General features: G+C 64.1%; 10 protein-coding genes. 6 read left to right on the forward strand and 4 right to left on the reverse strand.

Annotated features, from left to right (window positions below):
* Positions 1-539 precede the first annotated feature (539 nt).
* Positions 540-13436, reverse strand: a complete 12897-nt coding sequence (locus FBY10_RS14945; RefSeq protein WP_145336953.1) for a non-ribosomal peptide synthetase — start codon at positions 13434-13436, stop codon at positions 540-542.
* Between the two features lie 51 nt (positions 13437-13487).
* On the reverse strand, positions 13488-14240 hold the full coding sequence (locus FBY10_RS14950; protein ID WP_145336954.1) for a thioesterase II family protein: 753 nt from the start codon (positions 14238-14240) through the stop codon (positions 13488-13490).
* 302 nt (positions 14241-14542) lie between these two features.
* On the opposite strand from FBY10_RS14950, the gene FBY10_RS14955 reads away from it, so the two are divergent.
* The gene (locus FBY10_RS14955) at positions 14543-15094 is read left to right on the forward strand and encodes an RNA polymerase factor sigma-70 (RefSeq protein WP_027603895.1); all 552 of its coding nucleotides are present in this window, start codon (positions 14543-14545) and stop codon (positions 15092-15094) included.
* A gap of 2 nt (positions 15095-15096) precedes the next feature.
* Here FBY10_RS14955 and FBY10_RS14960 read toward each other — a convergent pair whose 3' ends face one another.
* Positions 15097-15885, reverse strand: coding sequence for an ABC transporter substrate-binding protein (locus tag FBY10_RS14960; protein WP_145336955.1), 789 nt, complete (start codon positions 15883-15885; stop codon positions 15097-15099).
* A 93-nt stretch (positions 15886-15978) separates the two neighbouring features.
* The gene (locus FBY10_RS14965) at positions 15979-16602 is read right to left on the reverse strand and encodes a TetR/AcrR family transcriptional regulator (RefSeq protein WP_145336956.1); all 624 of its coding nucleotides are present in this window, start codon (positions 16600-16602) and stop codon (positions 15979-15981) included.
* 153 nt (positions 16603-16755) lie between these two features.
* Between FBY10_RS14965 and FBY10_RS14970 the strand changes: the two genes are divergently transcribed.
* Genes FBY10_RS14970 through FBY10_RS14990 form a run of 5 tightly spaced genes read left to right on the forward strand, consistent with a single transcriptional unit; the run spans position 16756 to position 22971 of the window.
* Positions 16756-18534, forward strand: a complete 1779-nt coding sequence (locus FBY10_RS14970; RefSeq protein WP_145336957.1) for an acyclic terpene utilization AtuA family protein — start codon at positions 16756-16758, stop codon at positions 18532-18534.
* Between the two features lie 12 nt (positions 18535-18546).
* Positions 18547-19419: an SDR family oxidoreductase gene (locus tag FBY10_RS14975; RefSeq protein ID WP_145336958.1), complete on the forward strand. Its 873-nt coding sequence runs from the start codon at positions 18547-18549 to the stop codon at positions 19417-19419.
* Positions 19420-19422: 3 nt separating this feature from the next.
* A complete protein-coding gene (locus FBY10_RS14980) occupies positions 19423-21039 on the forward strand; it encodes an acyl-CoA carboxylase subunit beta (RefSeq protein ID WP_145336959.1) in 1617 nt (538 codons plus the stop codon).
* Positions 21040-21055: 16 nt separating this feature from the next.
* Entirely contained in the window at positions 21056-22213 is a 1158-nt protein-coding gene (gene atuD / locus FBY10_RS14985; protein WP_145336960.1) for a citronellyl-CoA dehydrogenase, read from the forward strand.
* Positions 22210-22971: an enoyl-CoA hydratase/isomerase family protein gene (locus tag FBY10_RS14990; protein ID WP_131698547.1), complete on the forward strand. Its 762-nt coding sequence runs from the start codon at positions 22210-22212 to the stop codon at positions 22969-22971. The genes atuD and FBY10_RS14990 overlap by 4 nt, the downstream gene beginning before the upstream one ends.
* Positions 22972-23109: the final 138 nt, after the last annotated feature.

The following is a 23109-nucleotide window of genomic DNA, read 5'->3' on the forward strand; positions in this document are numbered from 1 at the left end:
CTCACTCGAATAAGATTTACGCATATCCAAACACCTCAGATTTGGGCGCTATCATAGCGCCCGATTGAAGTGTCCAAAATCATTAGGCCAGTTCAGCTTGCCCCCGATGAGGGTGGGTCAGTGATATTTGGGTTGACTGACTCACCGCTATCGGGGGCAAGTCGAATCGTCGCACCGCCCCTCCCACATTTTTAACCCAGTACACCAGACCCAACTCCGGTCGGCTCTAAGGCCGCCGCGCTTTGGCTTTTGATCTCAAATCGCCCCGTCAAACACGCTGGCCGAACGCAGGCTTTGGAGCGTGGGTAACCCGGCAGGACGCCGGGTTAGCCGCGCTGGGCCAAGGATGGCCCATCGCGGCGGCCCACGCTCCAAAGCCGGAGTGAGGGCACACCGAGCCTAGGCGAGGTGCCGAGTGTTGGGGCGAAGCGTTTTTGGTTACTTTTGGCGCTCTTCCAAAAGTGACCCGCCGTAAGGGCGGAACCATAGGTAGCCGTGACCGCAGCAACGGATATGTACTCACCCAAACCCAGCGGAGATTAAAGCCCCTCCAACTCCGCCATCAAATCACTCAACCGATCCACCTTCTCCGCACTGATCTCATTAGCCGCCAGCCCCTCGATGTACTCGGCCAATTCCGCCACCGTGCTGCACTCGAACATCGCCCGCAGCGGCACGTCCCGTTGCAAGGTCTTCTGCACGCGCGACGCAATTTGCGTGGCCAGCAGCGAGTGCCCGCCCAGTTCGAAGAAGTTGTCCTGCACCCCTACCCGTTCGACTTTCAGCACCTCGGCCCAGATCGCGGCCAATGTGCCTTCCAGTTCGTTGCGCGGCGCCAGGTAGTCCTGGCTGTGCAACTGGCCGATCTCCAGTTCCGGCAAGGCCTTGCGGTCGAGTTTGCCGTTGGCGTTGAGCGGCAGGCGCTCAAGCCATAGCCAGTGCAGCGGCACCATGTATTCCGGCAGTTCGGCGCGCAGGCGTTGCTTGATGCGGTCCAGGCGTTCACTGGGGTTGAGGGCTTCATCGGCGGCCACCAGGTAACCCACCAGATGCTTGCCGTTGACGCCTTCCTGCACGCCCACCGCCGCATCGCGCACTTCCGGTTGTTCATGCAGACGCGCTTCGATTTCACCCAGTTCGATGCGGTAGCCGCGAATCTTCACCTGATGGTCGATACGTCCGACGTACTCCAGCACGCCATCGCTGCGCCGCCGTGCCAGGTCGCCGGTGCGGTACAGGCGCTCACCCGGTGCGCCGAACGGGTTCGGCACAAACACCTGGGCGGTGCGTAGCGGATCGCTGACATACCCGCGGCCCACACCAGTGCCGGCCACGCACAGCTCACCGACCGCCCCTTGGGGCACCAATTCCAGCGCGCCATCCACCACGTACAAACGGTTATTGTCCGTCGGCGTACCAATCGGCAGGTAAGTGCCACGGGTAGACGCCAGGTTGACGCGGAAGAACGCCACATCGTCCGAACATTCCGCCGGGCCGTAGGCGTTGACCAGGCCGATATCCGGGTAACGCAACAACCACTGGTGCGCCAACTCCGGCGGCATCGCTTCACCGGTCGGCAGCATCCAGCGCAAACCGTCCAGGCTGATGCGATCCTGGGCGAGCATGCCCTGGATCAGCGACGGCACGCTTTCCAGCACGGTGATGCCGTGTGCCTGCACATGCGCCAGCAAGCCCTGCGGATCATGGGCGATGCTGTTCGGCACAATATCCACCCGCGCACCGAACAGCGGCGCGGCGAGGAATTGCCACACGGAAATATCGAAGCTTTGCGAGGCCGTCTGGGCGATCACATCCGTCGCGCTCAGTTGCAGGTACGGCACCTTGCTCAATTGGTTGTTGAGCATGCCGCGCTGTTCGACCATCACGCCCTTGGGCAAGCCGGTGGAGCCCGAGGTGTAGATCACGTAGGCAAGGTTGTCGGGGCCGCTGTAGATGCCCGGATTTTCCCCACGGGCAGGCACTTCGTCCCACACCAGCAACTGGCAGTCGACGCCGTCCAGCAGCTCGATGGCCTGCTCACGGCACGCCTCGGTGCATACCAGCAGCGGCGTGCGGCTCATATCGATGATGCGGCTCAGACGCTGGCTCGGCAGGCCCGGGTCCAACGGCAGGTAACCGGCACCGGCCTTGAAGCTGCCGATGATCATGCCCAGCAGGTCCAGGTTACGCTCGGCCAGCAACGCCACCGGTTGGTCCAGGCCGACGCCTGCCGCAATCAGCGCATGACCCAGGCCGTTACTGCGGCGGTTCAACTCGTCATAGGTCCATTGCTGGTCCAGGCAGCTGGCGGCGATACGCTGCGGATCAGCGCTCACCTGGGCTTCGAACAACTCGACATAGCTGCGCTCCAGCGGGTAGGCGTGTTCGCTCTGGTTGCAGCCGTCCAACAGGAACGCGCGCTCCTGCTCGCCCATCAGCGGCAGGTCGGCCATATCACCGTGGAAGCCCTGCACCAGCGCCAGCAGCAGGCGCTTGAATTCGCCAAGCATGCCTTGCACGGTGGTTTCGTCGAAGTAACGCTGGTCGTAGGACAGGTGCAGGCCGAGGTCATCCCCCGGATAGCACACGGCAGTCAGCGGGAAGTTGGTGTGGGTGCGGCCGGAGTCCGAGGTGGCATTCAGGCTGTGGGCGCGGTCCAGCACCGAGACTTCCACCGGGGCGTTTTCGAACACGAACAGGCTGTCGAACAGCGGCTGGCCCTTGGGCAGTTCGCTGTGTTCCTGGATCGTCACCAGCGGCAGGTATTCGTACTCTCGCAGTTGCATATTGCTGTCGAGCAACGCACTCAACCACTGGCGTACGCTGCAGCGCTGGTCGTCCTCGGGCAGCTTCACCCGCAGCGCGATGCTGTTGATAAACAGGCCGACGGTACGTTGCATCTCGGGCATTTCCACCGGGCGCCCGGCCACGGTGACGCCGAACAGCACGTCACGGTCGCCGCTCAAGCGCCGCAGCACCAGCGCCCACGCCGCCTGGGCAAAGGTGTTGACGGTGAGTTGATGGGCCTGGGCCAGTTCGCGCAGTTGCGCACCGTCACGGGCGTCGAGCCGGGTGTAGCAGTCGCCCACCACCATGCCGCCGCTGTGGCCGGCATGTTCGCGCAGGAACGGCCGGTCGCTCGGGATCGGCGTCGTGCGCTCGAACCCTTGCAGATTCTGCTGCCACCACTGGCGTGCTTCGGCGAGGTTCTGGCGTTGCAGCCAGGCGATGTAGTCGCGGTAGCGCGGCGGCGTAGCCAGTTGTGCCTCGCGGCCTTCGCCGAGGGCCATGTAGATATCGAAGAAGTCATTCATCAGCAGCGAACGGCACCAGGCATCGATCAGGATGTGGTGGTTGCTCATCATGAACCAGTAGCGCGCTTCGCCGACGCGGATCAGGCGCAGGTGGAACGGCGCCTGGTTGAGCAGATCGAAACCGGCTTCGCGCTCGGCCTTGAGAAGCGCTTGCAGGCGCGGTTCCTGTTCGCTTTCCGGATCGGCACTCCAGTCCAGGTACTCAATCGGCGTGCTGCCCGGCTTGTGGATCACTTGCAGCATGTCCTCGCCGACGTTCCAGCAGAACGAGGCGCGCAAGGCTTCGTGGCGGGCGATCACCGCTTGCCAGGCCTGGGCGAAACGCTCGGGGTCGAGGGCACTGTTGATGCGGTAGCGGTCCTGCATGTAGTAGAGGCCGGTGCCCGGTTCGAGCAGGGTGTGCAGCAGCAGGCCCTCTTGCATCGGGGTCAGCGGGTACACGTCTTCGATGGCGCTGGCCGGTACCGGCAAGGCATCCAGTTGCGGCTGGGTCAGGCGGGCCAGGGGGAAGTCGGACGGCGTGAGGCCGCCGGCGTTGTCCTCAAGGCAATGCGCAACCAGGTTGTGCAGTTCGGCCAGGTAGGCCTGCGCCAGGTCCCGGATGGTCTGTTGGTCGTGGCGTTCGCGGCTGAAGGTCCAGCGCAGCACCAATTCGCCGCCGTACACCTGGCTGTCGACGCTCAGCTCGTTGGGCAGCAGCGCGTCCGGGTCATGGGCCAGGCCCGCCGATTCGTCCAGCGGATGGAACAGTGCATCGGCGCCGAAGCTCTGGTCGAACTGGCCGAGGTAGTTGAAGGTGATCTGCGCGCTTGGCAGCGCGGCCATGCTTTGTTTGCACGCGTCGTCCGCCAGGTAGCGCAGCACGCCATAGCCCAAGCCTTTATGGGGCACAGCACGCAGCTGTTCCTTGATCGCCTTGATCGAGTCGCCCTGCCCGACGTGCGGGGTCAAGCGCAGCGGGTAAGCGCTGGTAAACCAGCCGACGCTGCGGGTCAGGTCGATGTCGTCGAACAGGCTTTCGCGGCCGTGGCCTTCCAGTTGGATCAGCGCCGAGGCGTGCCCAGTCCAGCGGCACAACACACGTGCCAGGGCAGTCAGCAGCAGGTCGTTGACCTGGGTGCGGTAGGCGCTCGGCGCCTGTTGAAGCAACTGGCGGGTGTGTTCGGCATCCAGGCGCACGCTGACCGTATCGGCATCGCGATTGCGCCGCAAACCGTGCGGGTGGGCCACGGGCAATGCCGCATCAGGGCCAGCTAACCGGTCCTGCCACACGCTCAACTCTTCACGCAGGGATTCGCTGCCGGCATACGCCTGCAAGCGGGCGGCCCAGTCACGCAGGGCGCTGGTCTTGGCCGGCAGGCTGACGGATTGGCCCTCGCTGAGCTGGCGGTAAACGTTTTGCAGGTCTTCAAGCAACACGCGCCACGACACACCGTCCACCACCAGGTGATGGATCGCGATCAGCAAGCGTTGCTGACCTTGCGGCCCATCCACCAGCAAGGCGCGCAACAGCGGGCCGTGTTCCAGGTCGAGGCTGCGCTGGGTGTCGGTGAACAGCGCGGTGCACTGCGCCATATCGCGCACTTGCGCCTGCATCAGCACGCCGCCCTGGGGCACGGCCAAGTGTTCGGCATGCCATTGCGCATCGCGCCGGGTGAAGCTCAGGCGCAAGGCGTCGTGGTGTTCCAGTACCGCCAGCAGCGCTTGCTCCAGGCGATGAGGGTCGAGCAGTTGCAGCGGTTTGAGCACCAGCGCCTGGTTCCAGTGCTGACGCGCAGGAATATCGGTGTCGAAGAACCAGTGCTGGATCGGCGTGAGGCCCGAGCGGCCGGTGAGCACGCCTTGCTCGGCGATGATCTGCTCGGCGCGCGTGGCGACCGCGGCCAGGGTTTGCACGGTCTGGTGCTGGAACAGGTCGCGGGGGCTGAAATGAATCCCCGCCTGCCGTGCGCGGCTGACCACCTGGATCGACAGGATCGAATCACCGCCCAGTTCAAAGAAGTTATCGTCGAGGCCGACTTGCTGCACGTTCAACACCGCGCACCAGATCGCCGCCAAGGTGCTTTCCAGCTCGTTGCGCGGCGCCACGTAGTGTTGGCGATTGGCCTCGGGGTCGGGTTGCGGCAAGGCGCGGCGGTCGAGCTTGCCGTTGGCGGTCAGCGGCATGCTGTCGAGGACGATCAGGTGCGCGGGCACCATGTAGTCCGGCAGTTGTACCTTGAGATGGGCCTTGAGCGCGTCACGCAAGGTGGCGTGGTCGGCGTCGCTGACCAGGTACGCCACCAGCTGTTTGCCACTCGGCGAATCCAGCGCCAGCACCACCGCTTCACGTACGGCGGCGTGCTCCAGCAGGCGGGTTTCGATCTCGCCCAGCTCGATCCGGAAACCGCGAATCTTCACCTGATGGTCGATGCGCCCCAGGTACTCCACCAGGCCATCGGCGCGTTGGCGCACCAGGTCGCCGGTGCGATACAGACGACCGCCAGCGGCGGCAAACGGGTCGGCGACAAACCGCTCGGCCGTCATCCCCGGACGTTCGTGGTAACCCTGGGCCAGACCGGCGCCGCCGACATACAACTCGCCGGTCGCGCCTTGAGGCACCAGTGCCAGGTCGGCGTCGAGAATGTAGGCCACGCGGTCGCCGATGATGCTGCCGATCGGCACACTGGCGGCCCCCTCCTCCAGTTGCTGCGGCGCGAGGCTGGCCAGGGGCATGACCACGGTTTCGGTCGGGCCGTAGGCGTTGAAAAACACCTCGGGCTGGAACGCCGCACGGATACGCTGCACGTGTTCGCCGGTCAGCGCTTCGCCGCCGGTGATGCACATGCGCACCGGCAAGGTCTGCTGCTGGGTCGCGAGCCACTGCGCCAACTGGCTGCCGTAGCTCGGAGTAAAACCGAGGATGTTGATGCGATGGGTACGAATCAGCCCGCAGATTTCCTCGGCATCCCACTGGCCCTGGGCGCGCAGGACTACCTGCGCACCGCTGAGCAGCGGCACCAGCAAACGCTCGGTGGCGGCGTCGAAGTTGATCGAATAAAAGTGCAGCTCGCAATCGTCCGGGCGCATGCCGAAGCGCTCGATCACGGCCTGGCAATGCATGGCGATTTCACCGTGGGACACCACCACGCCCTTGGGTTTACCGGTGGAGCCGGAGGTGTAGATCAGGTAGGCCTGATGCTGCGGCACGCTGATAAACGGCAGCTCGCCGGCGGGGTAATTCGCCAGCACCGGCAAGTCATCTTCCAGGCACCAGCAGGCCACGGTCGCCGGCAATTCGCCGAGGGCTTCGAACATCGCCGCATCACTGAGCAACAGGCCGATGCCACTGTCTTCGATCATGTAGTGCAGGCGGTCCAGCGGGTATTCCGGGTCCAGCGGCACATAGGCGCCACCGGCCTTGAGGATCGCCAGCAGGCCGATGACCATTTCCAGCGAGCGCGGCAGCGCCAGGCCGACACGCACCTGCGGGCCGACGCCTCGCTCGCGCAGCATCCACGCCAGGCGATTGGCGCGGGCGTCCAGTTCGGCATAAGTGAGGGTGACACCGGCAAAGGTCAGCGCCGGGGCCTGCGCACGCTTGAGCGCCTGCTGGCTGAACAGTTGATGGATGCACTGGTCGAGACGATGCTCGCCGGCTTCCACGCCCAGGCTGTCCTGCAACGCACGTTGCTCGGTGGCGCTCAGCAACGGCAGTTCGCTGAGGCATTGTTGCGGATTGGCGATCAACGCTTCGAGCAGGTTGCGCCAATGCTCGGCCATGCGCGCAATGCGTGGTTCATCGAACAAATCAGTGCTGTAGGTCAGGCAGCAACCCAGGCGATGATCGAGGTCGGTGACTTCCAGGTTGAGGTCGAACTTGGTCGCGCGGGCATCGTTGGCCAGGTAGTCGACGGTCATGCCGGCCAGTTGGCGGCTCTGCTGGAATTCCCAGCGCTGCACGTTGCACATCACCTGGAACAGCGGGTTGTACGCCGCGCTGCGTGGCGGTTGCAGGGCTTCCACCAGATGGTCGAACGGCAGGTCCTGATGGGACTGGCCTTCGATCACGGTGTGGCGGACCTGCTCGAACAGCTCGGCAACATTCATCTGCCCAGTGAGCTGGCAACGCAGCACCTGGGTGTTGAGGAACGCCCCGATCAGCCCTTCGCTTTCCGGGCGAATGCGGTTGGCCACCGGCGCGCCGATGCGCAGGTCGGTCTGGCCGCTGTAGCGGTAGAGCAACACCGCCAGGGTGGCCGTCATGGTCATGAACAGGGTCAGGCCACGTTCGGCGTTGAAGGCACGCACACGAGCGGCGAGATCGTCGCTGAGGTCGAAGCGGTACAGCTCGCCCCGGTGACTTTGCACCGGTGGCCGTGGACGGTCGCCGGGCAATTCGAGCAACGGGTGTTCGCTGCCCAGTTGCGCGGTCCAGTAATCCAGTTGGCGTTGGCGCTCGCCAGACTCCAACCATTGGCGTTGCCACACGCTGTAGTCCAGGTACTGCACCGGCAACGGTGGCAGCGGTGACAGGCGCTCATCGATAAACGCTTCGTACAGCGCGCTGAGTTCACGGGCAAAGATGTCCATGGCCCAGCCTTCGGTGACGATATGGTGCAGGGTCAGCACCAGGTAGTGCTCCTGCTCGCCGGCCTTGACCAGGCAGGCGCGCAGCAGCGGCCCGGTTTCCAGGTTGAACGGCGTGTGGGCTTCAACATCGGCCAGTTGCTGCAGACGCTGCTCACGTGCGCTTTCGTCCAGTGCAGAAATATCCTGCCAATCCATGCGCAGGCCGGTCTGCGCCGAGACCTTTTGACAGGCCACGCCGTCGACGCTCGGAAAGGTGGTGCGCAGGGTTTCGTGGCGCAGGATCAATGCCTGCAACGCCGCTTCGAAACGCGCCACATCCAGCACACCGCGCAGGCGCGCCATGCCGCCGACGTTGTAGGCCGGACTGTCCGGTTCCATCTGCCACAGGAACCACATGCGCTGCTGGGAATACGACAACGGCACCGGCACGCTGCGGTCGACGGTGGCGATTGCGGTTTGCTGGTTGCGTTGGCCGCTGGCCTGGATCAGGCCGACTTGCTCGGCAAAAGCGCCCAGCTCGCTGGCTTCGAACAAGGTGCGCAACGGCAGTTCGACGTCGCAGGCCTGGCGGGTGCGGGAGATGATTTGCGTGGCCAGCAACGAGTGGCCGCCGAGGGCGAAAAAGTCATCGCGCAGGCCGATCCGGGGCACGCTCAGCACTTCACGCCAGATCGCTGCAATCTGCTGCTGCAAGGGTGTTTCGGGCTCGATGTGTTCGCGGGTTTGCCACACCGGCGCCGGCAATGCGCGACGGTCGAGTTTGCCGCTGGGGCTCAGCGGCATCGCGTCCAGGCGCATCAGTTGCGCGGGCACCATGTACTCCGGCAACTCGGCGGCCAGGGCGGCTTTTACGTCCTGTTCGTCCAGCGCGGTATGGGCGGTGTAGTAACCGATCAACTGCGCGTCACGCACCAGCACCACGGCCTGGGCGATACCGTCCAGGGCCAGCAGGCGCGCTTCGATTTCTTCCGGCTCCACCCGGAAGCCACGCAGCTTGACCTGCTGGTCGAGACGGCCGAGGTATTCAAGCACGCCATCCGCGCTCCAGCGTGCGCGGTCACCGGTGCGATACAGGCGCGCGCCGGCCTCGCCCAGCGGGTCGGCGACAAAGCGCTCGGCGGTCAAGCCGGCACGCCCAAGGTAACCGCGCGCCAGGCCGATGCCACCAATGCACAGTTCACCCGGCACACCGGCCGGCAACGGGTTGAGCTGCTCGTCCAGCACGCGGCAGATCACATTGCCCAGCGGCCGGCCAATCGGCGAGCGCTCGCCATCCTCGGCGCGGCACTGCCAGTGGGTGACGTTGATCGCGGTCTCGGTCGGGCCATAGCGGTTGTGCAATTGCACCGCCGGCAACTGCGCCAATACGCGATTGCGCAACTCGGCGGGCAAGGCTTCGCCACCGGAGAACAGGCGACGCAGGCTGGTGCACTCGGCCACCAGCGGTTCGTCGATAAACAGCTGCAACAGCGGCGGCACAAAGTGCAGCGTGGTCACGCCGTACGCCTGCACCAACTGCGCGATGCGGTACGGATCGCGATGTTCGCCAGGGCCGGCCAGCACCAGGCGGCAGCCGGTGATCAGCGGCCAGAAGCACTCCCACACCGACACGTCGAAACTGATCGGCGCCTTTTGCATCAGCACGTCGCTGTCATTCAGTTGATAGGTAGCCTGCATCCACTGCAAGCGCTCGGCCAGCGCCGCGTGGGTATTGCCCACGCCCTTGGGCTGGCCGGTGGAGCCGGAGGTGTAGATCACATAGGCGAGGTTGTCGCCGTGCAGGTGCAGGCCCGGTGGCTGGGTCGGCCAACCGTCGAGGTGCAGGGTGTCCATGGCAATCACGCACACGCCTTCGGCACTCGGCACGCGGTCCAGCAACGCGGTCTGGGTCAGCAGCAGGTGCACGCCGCTGTCCTTGAGCATGTAGGCCAGGCGCTCGGCAGGGTAATCCGGGTCCAGCGGCACATAGGCGCCACCGGCCTTGATGATCGCCAGCAGGCCGACCAGCAACTGCGGCGAACGCTCGGCGGCGATGGCCACGCACACGTCCGGGCCGACACCTTTGTCACGCAGGTAATGGGCCAGGCGGTTGGCCTGGGTGTGCAGTTGGGCGAAGGTCAGGCTGCCGTCCTGCCAGACCAGCGCGGTGGCGTCCGAGGTGTGTTGGTTGAGCAGTTCGGGCAGCCAGTGTTGAGCCGGTGCGCACGGCGCCTGGCTCCACGCTGACTGTTCGTCCTGCTGCATCAGCTGGAGGTCGCCGATGGCCTGTTGCGGTTGTTCGCACACGGCCTGCAGCAGGTGAATGAAATGCTCGGCCAGGCGCTGGATGGTCGCGCTGTCGAACAGTTCATCGGCGTAGTCGAAGGACAGGCTCAAACGCCCGTTGCGGTCTTCTTCGCTGTGCAGTTGCAGGTCGAACTTGGCTTCGCGGCTGTGCCAGGGCAGCTCATCGGCGAGCATGCCCGGCAGACGGCGCAAGGCGCTGAGGTCACGTTGCTGGTGGTTGAACATGACCTGGAACAGGCCCTGTTCGCGGGCTTGCGGGAAGGCTTCCAGCAGTTGCTCGAACGGCAGGTCCTGGTGGGCCTGGGCGCCCAGTGCAGTCTCGCGGGTGGCGGCCAGCAGCTCAGTGAAAGGCAAGCGTCCGTCCAGCTCGGCACGCAGCACCAGGGTGTTGATAAAGAAGCCGATCAGGCCCTGGGTTTCCTGGCGCGGGCGGTTGGCATTGGGCACGCCGATGCGGATATCGCGCTGGCCGCTGTAGCGGTAGAGCAAGGTCTGGAACGCCGCCAGCAACAGCATGAACGGCGTGGACTCGTTAGCCTGGGCAGTCTGGCGAATCGCTTCGCTGAGGCTGACACTCAGGCGCGCACTATGGCGCGACGCGCTGTGGCGTTGCCGGGCCGCACGCGGGTGGTCGGTGGCCAGGCTCAGGGTCGGGTGCTCGTCCCCCAGTTGGGCTTTCCAGTACGCCAGTTGGCGCTGGCCTTCACCGTCGGCCAGCCATTGGCGCTGCCAGCTGCCGTAGTCGGCGTACTGCAAGGCCAGTGGCGGCAACGTCAGGGCCTGGCCCTGGCGTGCGGCGGCGTACAGACGCGAGAACTCGTCGATGAGGATATTCAGCGACCAGCCGTCCGCGATGATGTGGTGCAGGGTCACCAGCAACTGGTGATCCTCATCGTCCAGGCGCACCAGGGTCACCCACAGCAGCGGGCCTTTTTCCAGATCGAACTGGGTGCGGGCTTCGTCTTCACGGATCTGTTGCGCGCGGGCTTCACGCTCGGCGGCGGGCAAATCACTGAGGTCGATGATTTGCAGGTCGAAATCGCTGTGGGCATCCACACGCTGGAAGGCCTGGCCATCAAGCTCATAGAAGCGTGTGCGCAGGGCTTCGTGGCGCTGGATCAGGTGCTGGAAGCTTGAGCGCAGCGCGTCTTCATCCAGCTCGCCACGCAGACGCAGAGCGCCGGGGATGGTGTAGGCGCTGCTTTGTGGGTCCAGTTGCCATGTGATCCAAAGGCGGTTCTGGGCCAGGGATTGCGGCAGCTCTTCCTGGCGTGACAAGGCATGAATAGCACCTTGGGCGATGCCGCCGTCCTGTTGCAGTTGCGCCACGTTGGCAGCAAATGCAGACAGCGTCGGCGCCTCGAACAGCAGGCGCAGGTTCAGCTCCAGGCCGAGGGTTTCGCGCAGGCGCGCGACCACTTGGGTGGCGGTGATGGAGTTGCCGCCGAGCAGGAAGAAGTGATCGTCGGCCGCCACCGTGGCGACCTGCAACTGCTCGCACCAGATCGCGGCGATCTGGCTTTGCAGTTCGGATTCCAGCGCAACAGCGCTCGCCTGCGCGTGCAGATCGGGAAACTGCGCGTAGCAGTCGAGGCTGCCGTCGGCCTGCCGAAGCGCGCACGCCGCACGCTGCACCTTGCCGCTGGAGGTCTTGGGCAAGCCGCCGGGGTTGAGCAACACCACCACGCACGGCGCCTCTTGATAGGCCTCGGCCACGGCTTGGCGGATAGCTTTGATCAGCGCTTCAGGCGGCAGGATTTTCTGCACGCTGCGGCTTATTTCCGCGGCGATGCCGATGCCTTCCAGGCCCTGGTCATTCACCGCAAACGCGGCGACCCGGCCCTTGCGCACCACTTCCACTTCGCGCTCGATGGTCTGTTCGATGTCCTGGGGGTACAGGTTGTGCCCGCGCACGATCAGCAGGTCTTTCAGGCGACCGGTGATGTACACCTCGCCCTCGCGGATAAAGCCCAGGTCACCGGTGCGCAGCCAGGTGCGGCCGGCATGCTGCACGAAGGTCTTGGCGCTGGCCTCCGGGTTGCGCCAGTAGCCGTGGGCGATGCTCGGACCGCTGGCCCAGAGTTCGCCGACGCAGTTGTCGGCCAGCTCGGCCAGTGTGTGCGGGTCGGCGATCAGTACCGCGTGTTCCGGCTGGCGGGTGCCGCAACTCATGATCGCACTGCCCTGCCCCGGCTCGGCGCGGTTGGCGGCCAGGGCCTGCTCGTCGACACGTAGCGCGGGGATGCCATGGCCACGCCGGCCGCCGGCGACAAACAGAGTGGCTTCGGCCAGGCCGTAGGAGGCGAAGAAATTATTCGGGGTAAACCCGCAGGCGGCGAACTTCTCGGCGAAGCGCTCCAGGGTGTCGAGGCGGATCGGTTCGGAGCCGGAATAGGCCACGCGCCAGCGGCTCAAGTCCAGGCGTTCCAGGGCCGTCTCGCTGACCCGCTCGCTGCACAGGCGGTAGGCGAAATCCGGCCCGCCGCTGATGGTGCCACGGTATTCGCTGATCGCTTCGAGCCAGCGCAACGGCCGGCCGAGGAAGTAGGCCGGCGACATCAACACACACGGCACGCCGCTGAAGATCGGTTGCAGCAGGCCGCCGATCAGGCCCATGTCGTGGTACAGCGGCAACCAGCTGACGATCACATCGTCAGGGTTCAGGTCGATGCCAAAGCCGCGCCGTATCAGCACTTCGTTGGCCACCAGGTTGCCGTGGCTGACTTGCACGCCCTTGGGCAACGCGGTGGAGCCAGAGGTGTATTGCAGGAAGGCGATGTCATCGGGGTGCAGGTCGGGGGCGCTCCAGGCGCCGGCGATCTGTGCTTCGAGGGTGTCGACACTCAGCACCGGCGGCGCGTTTTCGATCTGCGCGAGGCCATCGGCCAGGCTGGCGATGGTCAGCAGCAGGCGTGGTTCGGCGTCACCGATAATCGACAGCAAGCGCTCCTGGTGATGACGGCGGGTGGACTCCGGCGGGTAGGCCGGTACCGCGATCACCCCGGCGTACAGGCAGCCAAAGAACGCCGCGACGTAGTCCGGGCCACTGGGGAACAACAGCACCGCGCGGTCGCCCAACTCGGCGTTGGCCTGCAAGGCGGCGGCGATGGTGCGGGCGCGTTGGTCCAGGTCACGGTAACTGAGCACCACGTTGTGCTCGGCCGACTCGGCGAGGAAGCGCAAGGCGACCTGGTCCGGGGTCTGCGCGGCGCGACGTTGAAGGGACTCGACCAGGGTGCGGGGAAGTTCGAAGGCGTCCATCATGGGGTTCCTGCCTGAAATCGGCTTACGGGAAATTCGGGAATGGGAGAGCGATCAGCCGGCGGCCAGTTGCCGCGCCGCGCCGTTGCGCCAGCGGGCCAGGTGTTCGTCGGCGTAGCGCCGCACGCAGCGCAGTACGGCGCTTTCGTGTTGGATAAGGAAGAAGTGGTGGCCGTCGAACATGTCCAGGGAAAAGCCACTGGCGGCATCGAGTTGCCAGTCGAGCAACTGGTCGGCGCGCACGCTGTCCTGCGTGCCGCCAAACACATGGATCGGCATGCCCAGCGGCTCGCGATCGCCGTAGGTGAAGCTGCCGCACAGCAGGAAGTCGGCGCGCAGGATCGGCAGCATCAACTGCATCAACTCGGGGTTGGCCAGGGCTTCTTCAGCGGTGCCTTGCAGTTCGCGCAGGCGGACGATCAGTTGCGCGTCGGTCTTCTCGATGGCGTATTCGCTGACATCACGCCGAGCCGGACCGGCCGTGCCGGAGGCGAACAGCGCCAGCGGCGCAGGGACATTTCGTGCGTTTAACGCGTGGGCCAATTCAAAGGCCAGCAGGCCGCCGAGACTATGGCCGAACAACGCATAAGGGCCGCTCAAGTCGCCGCTGATTTCATCCGCGAGCTGCGCCGCCAAGGCCTTGATATCGCGCTGCAGGGGCTCGTCCATGCGCATGCCACGGCCGGGCAATTCCAGCGGGCACACCTGCAACCACTCCGGCAACGTGCGGCGCCAACGTGCGTAAACCATGGCGCTGGCGCCCGAATAGGGCAGACAGAAAAGGCGCAGTCGAGTCGGCGTAGTCATCCCGCGACGACTCCAAACTGAAACACGCTGTGTGCACGATAAAAACCCATTTCGTCCTCCTGCGGGTGCTGATCCCTGGCCGCTTGGCTAACGGACCTGTCACCCAGAAGAACGGACGGCACCGGCAAATAATTAGTCGCCGGGTACGTGCGAGACGTGGTTCACACCAAACAAGAAAGCATAAGATTAGTTCGCCTTCTCATTTGACAATCATTATCATTAAGCATAATTTGTTGCCCGATGTGTAGGAGGCCTCAGCAAGGACGCCCTCCCCTAACCTCTTTTGCGACAAGGTGATTTCCATGACGGAACAAGTATCCACAGGCAGGTGCGACTCACCGCTTCTCCAGGCATTTGTCGACAATCGACTGATTCTGGTGAAGATTGCGGCACGTATTACCGGGTGCCGCTCCCGTGCTGAAGATGTAGTGCAGGACGCCTACTTCCGCCTGCAATCGGCGCCGACGATCACGTCATCGTTCAAGGCCCAACTGAGTTATCTGTTCCAGATCGTGCGCAACCTGGCGATCGATCACTATCGCAAGCAGGCCCTGGAACTCAAATATTCCGGGACGGAAGAGGAAGGCTTGAATGTGGTCATTCACGGCGCTTCACCGGAAACCTCCCACATCAATTTCAACACCCTGGAAAACATCGCCGACGCCCTGACGGAGTTGCCCCAGCGCACCCGCTACGCGTTCGAGATGTACCGCCTGCACGGTGTGCCGCAAAAGGACATTGCCAAAGAACTGGGGGTTTCACCGACGTTGGTGAACTTCATGATTCGCGATGCGCTGGTGCACTGCCGCAAGGTGTCGGGCAACCACAGTGATACATTTGCGCGGCGGGTTTGACCTCAGGGCACCGCCATCACATCGATGCGATACGGCTCGAAAATCTTCAGCATCTCGCCGCTGTCGCGCAGTCGCTTGAGCAACGCCGAAAACGCCTCGCCCGTGATCGGCGCCTTGGGCCGCAGCAACGCGTAGTGGTGATAGACCTGGTCGATGCGCTCCGAGACCAGGAACTGCCCGGCCATATCCGCATTGCGCACCATGAAGTCACTCAAGTACGAACGGGTTACCAAGGCGATGTCCGCACGCCCGCGCGCAACCATCAGCAGGTTGCTGTCATGGGAGTAGGTCAACGTGGCGTTGAAGTGCTCAGCCAAGTACTTGGGGTCGGGGTTAAAGTTGGCAAAGGCGTAGTGATAACCGCTGAATACCGCCAGGCGCTTGCCGGTCAGGTCGGCGAAATAGCTTTGGTCACGGCCTGGATCATGCTGGGCAACGAAGATTTCCGCATCTTCAAGGCCCATATCGACGCTGGTGTGGGGAATCTTCTGCCAGCCCCAGTCGGGATTTTCGAAAATAGCCATGTCAATCCGGCCCTGCTCGAAATCGCGGAAGCGCCTGGGGATGGAGGTGGGCACCAGCACAAACTGGTAGTCGATCTGCGAGGCGTTCAGGACCTCCACCAGTTGCGGCAACAAACCGGTATCGGCGCCCTGCTCCGGACGCACGGTGTAGGGTGGAAAATGCGCCGCGCCGATGCGCACCAGTTGCGCAGCCGAAGCCGGCAACCACGCTGCGGTGCCGAGAGCCCATAAAGTAAGTCCTGCAGCCAACCGCCATGGCGAAAACATCAAGGCACACACCGTTCAATACATCGATGTCGATAAGCTAGGCGTTTTTGTTCGGCTAGACAACTTTCCATCGACAAATTAAGAGCTTGCGCCTCAATCGGCCTTCAAAACCATCAACAAGGCTTCTTCGGCCAATTGCTCCAGGGTCAGGTTGCCCTCGGCACGAAACCAGGTGGTGGTCCAGGACAAGGCTCCGGTGAGGAAGCGTCGCGCAATAAACACATCGCCCTTGATGTAGCCCGCCGCCTTGGCCTCGCCCAACACCTGCAGCCAAATGTCTTCGTACACATCGCGCAGCGCCAGTACCTGGGCCTGGGCGTCGGCCGACAACGAGCGCCACTCATACACCAGCACCGCCATGGCCTCGCCGCTGCCGCCCATGATCGATTGCAACTCGCAGCGAATCAGCGCCCGCACGCGTTCGCGCACGTTGGTCGCCTCCTCGAGCGAGGCGCGCATCAAGGCCGTGTTGTAGTGGATGGTTTCCTCCATCACCGCACGCAGGATCTCGTCCTTGCTCTTGAAGTGATGAAAGATGCTGCCGGACTGGATGCCCACGGCGCTGGCCAGGTCGCGCACGGTGGTGCGCTCAAAGCCCTTGTTGCGAAACAGGTGAGCCGCGGTTTGCAGCAACTTGCCACGGGCACTGTCGGGGTCGGTCAATTGGCCGCCGTCGACCATGGTGCGCATCACCCGCAGGGCTTTGTGCTCATCCATGCTGCTCTCCTCTACTTCTACTGACGTCTTGGCCGGCAATTTAGGCCGTGCCAGTCACCCAAGCAAGCGCTTGGCTAAAACTTGTGACCAGAGTTTACAAACCAAGCGCTTGCTTGGTAGTCTCGTTGCCAGCCATTCGAGGAAAGATTTCTCATGAGCAAGACGGTTCGTATCGGCTGCGCCAGCGCGTTCTGGGGTGACACCTGCACCGCTGCCGCGCAGTTGGTGCACGGCGGCAAGCTGGATTACCTGGTGTTCGACTACCTGGCGGAAGTCACGATGTCGATTCTCGCCGGTGCCCGGATGAAAGATCCTCAAGCCGGATACGCCACGGATTTCGTCGAGGTGCTCACGCCGCTGCTGGCCGAGATCCAGCACCAGGGCATCCGCGTGATCAGCAATGCCGGCGGCATCCACCCCCAGGCCTGCGCCGCCGCCCTGCAAACCGCCTGCGATAAAGCCCAGATCCCGCTGAAAATCGCCGTGCTGCTGGGCGACGACCTGCAACCCCAGCTCAAGCACCTGCACGGCATCACCGACATGTTCAACGGCGCGCCGCTGCCGCCCATGTGCGTCTCCGCCAATGCCTACCTCGGTGCACCGGGCATCGCCCAGGCGCTGCAATTGGGCGCGGACATCGTCATCACCGGCCGCGTGGTCGACAGCGCAGTGGTCAGCGCGGCACTGGTGCATGAATTCGGATGGTCGTGGCAGGACTACGACCGCCTCGCCCAGGCAGCCTTGGCCGGGCATATCATCGAATGCGGCGCCCAATGCACCGGTGGCAACTTCACCGATTGGCGCGACGTGCCGGACTACGAGCACATCGGCTTTCCCATCGTCGAAGTCAGCGCCGACGGTCAATTCACCGTCAACAAGGTCGAGGGCAGCGGCGGACTGATCAGCGAACTGAGCGTGGCCGAACAGCTGCTGTATGAAATCGGCGACCCACGCGCTTATTTACTGCCCGATGTGATTTGCGATTTCAGCCAGGTGAAGTTGCAGCAACAAGGCAAACATTGCGTACGCCTCCACGGCGCCAAGGGCCTGCCGCCGACCGCGCAATACAAGGTCAGCGCCACCTACCCGGAGGGCTTTCGCTGCACCGCCAGTTGCCTGATCGCCGGGATCGATGCGGTGGCCAAGGCCGAGCGCGTCAGCCAGGCGATCATCAACAAGACCTCGGAGCTGTTCAGCCAGCGCGGCTGGGCACCCTACACCGAAGTGAATATCGAACTGCTCGGCAGCGAAGCAACGTATGGCGCTCACGCCCAGCGCCACGACTGCCGCGAGGTGGTGGTCAAGCTGGCGGTGCGACACCCGAGCAAGCAAGCGCTGGTGCTGTTCGCACGCGAGATCGCCCAGGCCGCCACCGGAATGGCGCCGGGGTTGACCGGGATTGTCGGTGGCCGGCCAACGGTCTACCCGCTGATCCGCTTGTTCTCGTTCCGGATCGATAAGGCCGCCTGCGAGGTGGTGATCGACTTCCAGGGCCAACGCCACGTCTGCACGCTGCCCGTCGCCGACGCCCCCCTCATGCCTGCCGCCGCGATGGATCCGCCCAAACCCCTGGGCCGCGCCGACGCCAGCGTGGCGCTGGTGAAACTCGCCGTGGCGCGCTCCGGCGACAAGGGCAACCACAGCAATATCGGGGTCATTGCCCGAGCCCCCGAGTACCTGCCGTGGATTGCCGAAGCGCTGACGCCGGAGGTGCTCGTCGACTGGATGGGCCACGTGCTCGACCCCGTGCACGGCCGCGTCGAACGCTGGTATTTGCCCGGCAGTCACAGCCTCAATTTCCTGCTGGAAAACGCCTTGGGCGGTGGCGGCATCGCCAGCCTGCGCATCGACCCCCAGGGCAAGGCCTTCGCCCAGCAACTGCTGGAAATCCCCATCGCCGTGCCGCAACACATCGCCGATCAACTCATTTAAAGGAGCGTTGCCGTGGCCTTCGACTCGATCTTCAAAGCCGACCTGTTCCAAGGCCACACCGTGATCGTCACCGGCGGTGGCAGCGGGATTGGCCGCTGCACCGCCCATGAGCTGGCGGCCCTGGGTGCCCGCGTCGTACTGGTTGGACGCAAGCCGGAAAAACTCGCCAAGGTCGCGGCGGAAATTACCGAGGACGGCGGCACCGCCGATTGGCAGGCCTGCGACATTCGTGACGAAGAGGCGGTGAAGGCGCTGGTCACCCAGCTCATTCACGCGCATGGGCCAATCCATGGCCTGGTGAATAACGCCGGTGGGCAGTATCCATCGCCGCTGGCCTCGATCAACCAAAAGGGTTTTGAAACCGTGCTGCGCACCAACCTGGTCGGCGGTTTCCTGATGGCGCGGGAAGTGTTCAACCAGTCGATGAGCAAGCACGGCGGGGCCATCGTCAATATGCTCGCCGACATGTGGGGCGGCATGCCCGGCATGGGCCACTCCGGCGCGGCGCGGGCGGGCATGGACAACTTCACCAAGACCGCCGCCTTCGAGTGGGGGTGCGCCGGGGTGCGGGTCAACGCCGTGGCACCGGGCTGGATCGCGTCCAGCGGCATGGACACCTACGAAGGCGCGTTCAAGGCAGTGATTCCGACCCTGCGTGAACACGTGCCGCTCAAGCGCATCGGCACCGAGTCGGAAGTCAGCGCCGCCATCGTGTTTCTGCTCAGCCCTGCTGCGGCGTTTATCAGCGGCAGCACCTTGCGCATCGACGGCGCCGCCAGCCTCGGCAGCCGCGCCTGGCCGCTGCACAAGGCACAACCGCCGAGTGAGCCGTTCAACGGCTTCCACCGCGCCTACCTGCCCGATGTGCTCAAGGCGGAGCAATAAACCATGCCGCTGATTGACAGCCTGATCGATCCCCACAGCCCGCAGTTCGCGCAGAACCGCCAGGCCATGCTCGAAGGTATCCAGCACCTGCGCCAACTGGAACACACCCTGCTCGCCAAGGCCGAGGAAGCCAGGCCCAAGTTCGACAAGCGCAGCCAACTGCTGCCGCGCGAGCGCCTCAACCTGCTGCTGGACCCTGGCGCGCCGTTCCTGGAACTGGCGAGCCTGGCGGGCTACAAGCTGCACGACGACAAGGACGGCAGCGCCGCCGGTGGTGGGTTGATCGCCGGCATCGGCTACGTCAGCGGCGTGCGCATGCTGGTGGTGGCCAATAACAGCGCGATCAAAGGCGGCACCCTTTCGCCCTCCGGCCTGAAAAAATCCCTGCGCCTGCAACAGATCGCCATGGAAAACAAACTGCCGGTGGTGACCCTCGCCGAAAGCGGCGGCGCCAACCTCAACTACGCCGCGGAGATTTTCGTCGAAGGCGCGCGCAGCTTTGCCAACCAGGCGCGCATGTCGGCCATGGGCTTGCCGCAGATCACCGTGGTGCACGGCTCGGCCACGGCGGGGGGTGCGTACCAGCCAGGGCTGTCGGATTACGTGGTGGTGGTGCGCGGCAAGGCCAAGCTGTTCCTCGCCGGCCCGCCGCTGCTCAAGGCGGCGACCGGTGAAGTCGCCACCGATGAGGAACTGGGCGGCGCCGAGATGCATGCGCAAATCGCCGGCACCGCTGAATACCTGGCGGAAAACGATGCCGATGGCGTGCGCATCGTGCGCGAGATTGTCAGCCTGTTGCTCTGGAACGATCGCCTGCCACAGGCGCCAAAACGCACTTACGCCGAGCCCCTGTACCCGATCGACGACCTGCTGGGGCTGATCCCCGATGACGCCAAAAAACCCTACGACGTGCGCGAGATCCTCGCGCGCCTGGCCGACGGTTCGCAGTTCCTCGAATTCAAGGGAGAGTTCGACGCCCATACCGTCTGCGGCCATCTGCACATTCAAGGCCGTGCGGTCGGCGTGATCGGCAACAACGGCCCGATCACGCCCAAAGGCGCGAGCAAGGCGGCGCAGTTTATCCAGCTGTGCGACCAGAGCCGCACGCCGCTGTTGTTCCTGCACAACACCACCGGCTTCATGGTGGGTACCGAAGCGGAGCAGCAAGGGGTGATCAAGCACGGCGCGAAGATGATCCAGGCCGTGGCCAACGCACGGGTACCTAAACTCACCGTGGTGGTCGGTGGCTCCTACGGCGCCGGCAACTATGCGATGTGCGGTCGCGGCCTGGACCCGCGCTTTATCTTCGCTTGGCCCAACAGCCGCACAGCGGTGATGGGCGGTGCGCAGGCGGGCAAGGTGCTGCGGATCGTCACCGAGGCCAAACAGCTGAAGGACGGTTTGGTGCCCGATCCCAAGGTGCTGGACATGCTTGAGCAGGTCACCGCGCAGAAACTCGACAGCCAGTCCACTGCACTCTATGGCAGCGCGAATCTGTGGGATGACGGGCTGATAGATCCACGGGATACCCGTACCTTGCTCGGCTTTCTGCTGGATATCTGTCACGAGGCCGAAGTCCGCGAGTTGCAGTCCAACAGCTTCGGTGTCGCGCGTTTCTAACAGGAGAACAAGAACAATGATCTTCACCCAGGAACACCAGGAACTGCGCCGCACCGTCCGCGCCTTCGTCGACCGCGAGATCAACCCCCATGTGGACGAATGGGAAAAGGCCGGGCGCTTCCCCATCCACGAAATCTTCCGCAAGGCCGGTGACCTCGGCTTGCTGGGCATTTCCAAACCGGAACAATTCGGCGGCATGGGCCTCGACTACAGCTACTCGATCGTCGCTGCCGAAGAGTTCGGCACCATCCGCTGCGGTGGCATCCCCATGTCCATCGGCGTGCAGACCGACATGTGCACCCCCGCCCTCGCCCGCTTCAGTTCCGATGAATTGCGCGAGGAATTCCTGCGCCCGGCCATCAGCGGTGAGCAGGTCGGTTGCATCGGCGTATCGGAAACCGGCGCCGGTTCCGACGTGGCCGGGCTCAAGACCCATGCGCGCAAGGACGGCGGCGACTACGTCATCAACGGCAGCAAAATGTGGATCACCAACTCGCCCAGCGCTGACTTTATCTGCCTGTTGGCCAACACCTCCGACGATAAGCCGCATATCAACAAGTCGCTAATCATGGTGCCGATGAACACCCCCGGTATCAGCGTCAGCCCGCCCCTGGAAAAGCTCGGCATGCACAGCTCCGAGACCGCCCAGGTGTTCTTCGACGACGTGCGCGTGCCGCAGCGCAATCGCGTCGGCCACGAAGGCGCGGGCTTCATGATGCAGATGCTGCAGTTCCAGGAAGAACGCCTGTTTGGCGCGGCCAATATGATCAAGGGCCTGGAATACTGCATCGACAGCACTATTGATTACTGCAAGGAGCGCCAGACCTTCGGCAAGGCGCTGATCGACAACCAGGTGATTCACTTTCGCCTGGCCGAACTGGCCACCGAAATCGAATGCCTGCGGGCGCTGGTCTACCAGGCCACCGAGCAGTACATCAAGGGCCAGGACGTGACCCGCCTGGCCTCCATGGCCAAGCTCAAGGCCGGGCGCCTCGGCCGTGAAGTCAGCGACAGTTGCCTGCAATACTGGGGCGGCATGGGCTTCATGTGGGACAACCCGGTGGCCCGCGCTTATCGCGACGTGCGCCTGGTGTCGATTGGCGGCGGCGCCGATGAAATCATGCTGGGCATCATCTGCAAACTGATGGGCACTTTGCCTGGGAAAAAGCCATGAATACCCTGCTGCTCGAACCCCATAACGGCGTGTTGCACATCACCCTCAACCGGCCCGAATGCCGTAATGCCATGAGCCTGGAGATGGTCAACGAACTGCGCGCGGTGCTGGCGGGATTGGACAACCAGGTGCGCGCGGTGGTGATCAGCGGCGCAGGCGGACACTTTTGTGCCGGTGCCGATGTGAGGGATCTGGTCAGCGCAGGCGAACAATTGCAGGCGTTGAACCGGGCCTTCGGCACGTTGCTGCAAGAGGTGGAAGCCGTGTCGCAAGTGGTCATCGTGGTGCTGCAAGGCGCGGTGCTGGGCGGTGGGTTTGGCCTGGCCTGCGTGAGCGACATCGCGATTGCCGACCACCAGGCGCAGTTCGGTTTACCGGAGACCAGCCTGGGGTTGCTGCCGGCGCAGATTGCGCCGTTTGTGGTCAAGCGTATCGGCCTGGCCCAGGCACGGCGGCTGGCACTGACGGCGGCGCGGTTCGATGGACGGGAAGCTGAACGGCTGGGGCTGGTGCACTTTACCGAGACCGACCCGCAGGCGTTGGCGGAGCGTCTGGATGAGGTGCTGGGGCAGGTGCTGCGCTGCGCGCCAGGTGCCAACGCGCGTACCAAGGCGCTGCTGCTGGCGAGTGTGGAGCAACCGTTAGGGCCACTGCTGGATCAAGCGGCGCAGTGGTTTGCCGAGGCGGTGACCAGTGCAGAAGGGATTGAGGGGACGCAGGCGTTTGTGCAGAAGAGAAAGCCTGGGTGGTGCAGGTGACGCCCGCTGAGCATGGGTATCTACACAATTTTCAGTGGTCTGTGGCGAGGGGGCTTGTTTCCGTGGCGGCCTTCGGGCCGACCGCTTTTTGGGGTTTGGGTGAGTGCATATCCGTTGCTGCGGTAACGGCGGCTATTG

Source organism: Pseudomonas sp. SJZ103 (genome assembly GCF_007828335.1).
Classification (GTDB): domain Bacteria; phylum Pseudomonadota; class Gammaproteobacteria; order Pseudomonadales; family Pseudomonadaceae; genus Aquipseudomonas.